The 4679-nt window shown below is 46.5% G+C and carries 4 protein-coding genes and 1 pseudogene; all 5 read left to right on the top strand.

What is annotated here, in order from left to right; translation table 11 throughout:
* Window positions 1-43: 43 nt before the first annotated feature.
* On the top strand, window positions 44-412 hold the full coding sequence (locus tag MICAI_RS03455) for a 2Fe-2S iron-sulfur cluster-binding protein (RefSeq protein ID WP_008197780.1): 369 nt from the start codon (window positions 44-46) through the stop codon (window positions 410-412).
* Window positions 413-426: 14 nt separating this feature from the next.
* The gene (locus MICAI_RS03450) at window positions 427-1248 is read left to right on the top strand and encodes an inositol monophosphatase family protein (RefSeq protein WP_008197778.1); all 822 of its coding nucleotides are present in this window, start codon (window positions 427-429) and stop codon (window positions 1246-1248) included.
* A gap of 53 nt (window positions 1249-1301) precedes the next feature.
* Window positions 1302-2243: a J domain-containing protein gene (locus tag MICAI_RS03445; RefSeq protein WP_008197777.1), complete on the top strand. Its 942-nt coding sequence runs from the start codon at window positions 1302-1304 to the stop codon at window positions 2241-2243.
* A 37-nt stretch (window positions 2244-2280) separates the two neighbouring features.
* Complete coding sequence (locus MICAI_RS03440) at window positions 2281-3498, top strand: ATP phosphoribosyltransferase regulatory subunit (protein WP_008197775.1); 1218 nt, start codon at window positions 2281-2283, stop codon at window positions 3496-3498.
* Window positions 3499-4244: 746 nt separating this feature from the next.
* Window positions 4245-4679: pseudogene (locus MICAI_RS03435) on the top strand (Rpn family recombination-promoting nuclease/putative transposase); the annotation flags it as partial.

Here is a 4679-nt window from a genome sequence, read left to right as displayed (position 1 = left end):
GAACTACCTAGAATTGCATCTATAATTTACGACTAACTAAACTATGACTAAATATTATCAAATCACCGTTCACAATCGTCAGACGGGCGAAAAATTTGTCACCACCGTTCCAGAGGATAAATATATACTGCACAGTCTGGAAAAACAGGGTCATCAATTACCCTTTTCCTGTCGCAATGGAGCTTGTACCAGCTGCGCGGTCAGGGTATTATCGGGAGATATCGATCAACCAGAAGCGATTGGACTATCGCCGGAATTAAAAGCCAGAGGTTATGCTTTACTTTGTGTCAGTTATGCCCGTAGCGATATGGAAGTAGCCACCCAAGACGAAGATGAAGTCTATGAATTGCAATTCGGTCGCTTTTTTGCCCGTGGGAAAGTGCGTTTTGGTTTACCCTTAGATGAAGAATAGATTCGGGATTAATCGTGCCAGATACTAGCAGCCAATTAGAAAAATACCTAGACATTGCCAGTGAAGCCGCCCTAGTGGCAGGAACAATTATCGAGGATAATTGGGGTAAAATCGAGAAAATAGAAGAGAAAGGGCGATCGGGCGATTTAGTGACGGAAATAGATCGTCGAGCAGAAACAGAAATTCTCAAAATTATTGGCCGTCACTTTCCCGAACATGGGATTTTAGCGGAAGAATCGGGAAAACTGCAAAGGACCGATAGCGAGTATCTCTGGGCGATCGATCCTCTCGATGGAACCACCAACTATGCCCATGGTTATCCCGTAGCCGTCGTCTCCATCGGACTACTGATCGCAGGGAAAGCAGCAGTGGGAGTCATCTATAATCCCTTTAGAAAGGAACTATTTCGGGCTGCCAGGGGTTTGGGGGCCACCCTGAACCGTCGTGCCATCCATGTCTCCCGGACGAGTGAACTAGAAAAAAGTTTACTGGTGACGGGCTTTGCCTATGATCGCTGTCAAACCCCCGATAATAATTATGCCGAATTCTGTTATCTGACCCATCTGACCCAAGGGGTACGCCGCAGCGGGTCTGCCGCCAAAGACTTAACCGATGTGGCCTGTGGGCGCTTAGATGGTTATTGGGAACGAGGGATTAATCCCTGGGATCTGGCCGCGGGAGTTATTCTGATCGAAGAAGCTGGGGGTAAAATTACCGCCTACGATGAGAGTCCTTTTCTGATAGAAACGGGGCGAATCCTAGCCACTAATGGACAGATTCACACCCCCTTAAGCCAAGCTCTGCAAAAAGCGGCTTCTTGGAGCTTTCAGTTTTAATTATTTTAACATTGATTGCGATTATCATTTTGATTGGAGATAAGATCTTCCGTATGCCTTTTCCAATTTCCAGGGGTTTATTTCAATTTGATTTAATCGATCACTTCGCTATTTTAGGAGTCTCGATCGATGCCGAACAGGAGGAGATTCGCGAGCGTTACTTAAAAATCGCCTATAAACTCCATCCCGATACCTGTCGCATTCACACCCCCGCCGCCAGGGAACAGGCTAATCAGTTACTGGCAAAATTAGTTAACCCGGCCTACGAACATCTGGGCCGCGACCTATCTCGGGAAGAATTCCGGCTGGTTTTAGCACAAATGGGCAAGGCAATGGCGAGAGATTTGAGTAAAATCACCATCAATAGCGAACCGGCTAGAAAACTAGCCCAATCTAGTGCTAACTATCAATTAGCCTATCAAAAAATCCTGCAATCTTTGGCGATCGATCAATATACCGCCCTAGAAAATGCCTATGAGAAAATCGCCCAACTCAGTGAACTCAATCTGGTTTATCTGATCTTAACCGAAGGTCGGGGCAACAAGAAAGCCACCCCGAAAGTCTTTATCTCCCAGGGCAATTCTAACCAGTCCGAGTTAGGGGCAGCTGCTGCCACCACGGCAGCCCAGGCTAAAGCCAACGAATCGCCCCTAGAAGCTTATATTCGCCGCGCTCAAGCCTCTCTTGACCAAAATAATCCCGCCCAAGCTGTGCGAGAATTGCGCGATGCCCTGCGGCAAGAACCGGATAATAGCATCTGTCACGCCCTGCTCGGTTTGGCCTACCTGCAACAAAATCAACTCTCCATGGCCCGGGTTCATATCAATCGGGCATGGAAAGCCAGCCCCAAAGATGCGACGGTGATTAGGTGCAAACGGGAACTAGATAAAGTGGTTAATCCTAACACTGAAAGGCAAGATCAGAAGGGACAAAAAAAGGAAGGGGAGCGCAAGGGCGGTTTTTGGTCTCTATTTGGTGGTAAAAAGAATAAATAGGACTACCAGTGCCACCGATTTTGATTAGCAAACTCCCATGATTCATCAACCCCCGGCGGGGACAAGGGATTTATTACCCCTAGAAGTTACCCAAAAAGGCTGGATTAACGATCGCCTTCAGTCTGTCTTTCAGCGTTGGGGCTATCAAAGGATCGTCACCTCCACCATTGAATGGCTCGATACCCTCACCGCAGGCGGTGCGATCGATCCCAGCGCCGTGATCCAACTGCACGGGGATAGTCAAGGACTATCGGGATTACGCCCCGAATTAACCGCTTCCATTGCCCGTAGTGCCGTCACCCGCATGAGTGGGGAGTCCTATCCCCAACGTCTCTGTTATCGGGCTAACGTTTTTCGTCGCCCTAGCGCCGGTTATCACGGTCGTCAAGTGGAATTCTATCAAGCGGGGGTAGAACTGCTCTTTTCTGGCGGTTTACTAGCTGATGCCGAGATTTTACTGCTCCTGGCCGACTGTTTCGATAGTTTGGCCGTCCCTAACTGGCAGATTATTTTAGGAGAAGCCGGTTTGACTCGTTCCCTACTTTCCCCCTTTCCGGATCCCTTACGCGAACAGGTGAAACGCTGTTTAGCCCTCCTCGACTACGTTAGCCTCGAAAATCTTCCCTATCCTAACGAAATCCTCTGGCAGCAAGCCCGACAATTATTTCACCTGCGCGGTAATCCCGAGGATGTCCTCGCACAAGTGGCCGTATTAGCCCAGGAAGAATCAGCCCAAAAAGCCGTTAATAACCTTAAATCCCTAGTAGAGCTGCTTAATGCCGATCGCTCTGAACCCTTTCCCCTAATTCTCGATTTAAGTCTGATTCAAACCTTTGATTACTACACCGGCATCGTTTTTAAGGCCGTTAGTTATCACCGGCAAAATCTCAGTGTTTTAGGCCAGGGCGGACGCTACGATCAATTATTGGGCGTTTTTCATCCCCAGGGGCAATCGGCTCCGGGTATCGGTTTTTCCCTGAATATCGAAGAACTCCACGACAGTTTATTATCAGGCGAGACTTTACCCAGTCAAGCTCCCCCCCTCGACTGGTTGCTTATCCCTTTGGGTAATAACGCCCAGATAGCGACTTTTGCTAAGGCTCGCTCCCTTCGCACCGGTGATCCGAATCTGAGAGTGGCGATCGATTTAGGGGGTCGCAGCGAGGCACAACTTCGTACCTATGCCCGCGATCGGATGATTAAAAATCTCGCCTGGGTGCAAGAAGATGGTTCCGTGAGGGAAGAATCTCTCTAAAAAGGGGGCAAAAGCAGCGAAAATACTGCTTTCTGCCCGCTGCTATAGAACTCTATCTAGGGTTTGCGGCAAAAAGTACGGGCGAAGCATTCGGGCAATAACCTATCGGTGAAACCGTAGATTTTTTATCCGAATGCTTCGCCACTACAGGACGCGGGCCGATAAAGACGCAAGGTTTTGAAGCACGATTCTCTGAAAATCTTGCACCTGTTTCGCGAGAATAGACCTCGTTTCCAAACATAAACCAGAAGAGCCGTTCAAAAAACTTTATAAATAATATTGATTGGTTTGTTTATAATAACCCCCATTAATACCCACTGAAACCATAATAAATCATAAGCAAAAATCAATGTTAATAATCGATTCTAATCTATACCAGAGGTGAACTTAGGTTGGATTGAAGAATGAAACCTAACGCTGACGGCGATGATTGAGCCGCTTCTTGGCATGGTAACGACTAGGGCCGTCCCAAGTGCGGGAAACGGCGATTTTAAAATTTTCACCCTTTATTCAGGAAAAAATCATGTCAACTCCTTTTTTAGTTAAGGATATCTTCCCCGGTTCCGTTGGTTCCGACCCCCTTTATCTGACGGCATTATATAGTTTTACCAATAAATGTTAGAACAAAGATGTAGATGTAGGTTGCTCTAATGGGAAGTTTTGTGACGACAAGTAGCATTGATGATATTTATGGGGAATAATGAATCTAGAGGATCGCCTAACTTTCTGATTGACAGCGACTCGCCATGAACCCAACAACCGCCAATTATGATGAACCCTGGAAAGAAGCATTAAGCGAGTATTTTGAAGCGTTTTTAAGCTTCTTTTTTCCTGAAGTTCACCAACTAATTGATTGGACAAAAACTCCCGAATCTCTAGAAAAAGAACTCAAACGGATTACCGCTTCAGCAAAGACAAAAAAACGTTTCGCTGACAAACTTTATAAGGCTTGGCTACTTGAGGGACAAGAAGTCTGGATTTTGATTCATATTGAAATTCAAAGTCAATACGAAGAAAATTTCCCTCAGAGGATGTATATTTATAACTATCGTGCCTTCGATTTGTATCAGAAACCGGTTATCAGTCTCGCTATATTAGGAGATGAACGAGTAAATTGGCGACCAGATTCCTATAATTATACCATCGCTGGTTGTGAAGTGAGTCTGAAATTCCCAACGGTT

It is taken from the genome of Microcystis sp. T1-4, from assembly GCF_000297435.1.
GTDB lineage: Bacteria > Cyanobacteriota > Cyanobacteriia > Cyanobacteriales > Microcystaceae > Microcystis.
This window is presented reverse-complemented; position numbering and strand designations above follow the sequence as displayed.

Bases quoted from the DNA above. Each gene is read 5' to 3' on its own strand.
- MICAI_RS03440 (WP_008197775.1), top strand. From the start codon at position 2,281: ATGATTCATCAACCCCCGGCGGGGACAAGGGATTTATTACCCCTAGAA.
- MICAI_RS03445 (WP_008197777.1), top strand. From the start codon at position 1,302: ATGCCTTTTCCAATTTCCAGGGGTTTATTTCAATTTGATTTAATCGAT.
- MICAI_RS03455 (WP_008197780.1), top strand. From the start codon at position 44: ATGACTAAATATTATCAAATCACCGTTCACAATCGTCAGACGGGCGAA.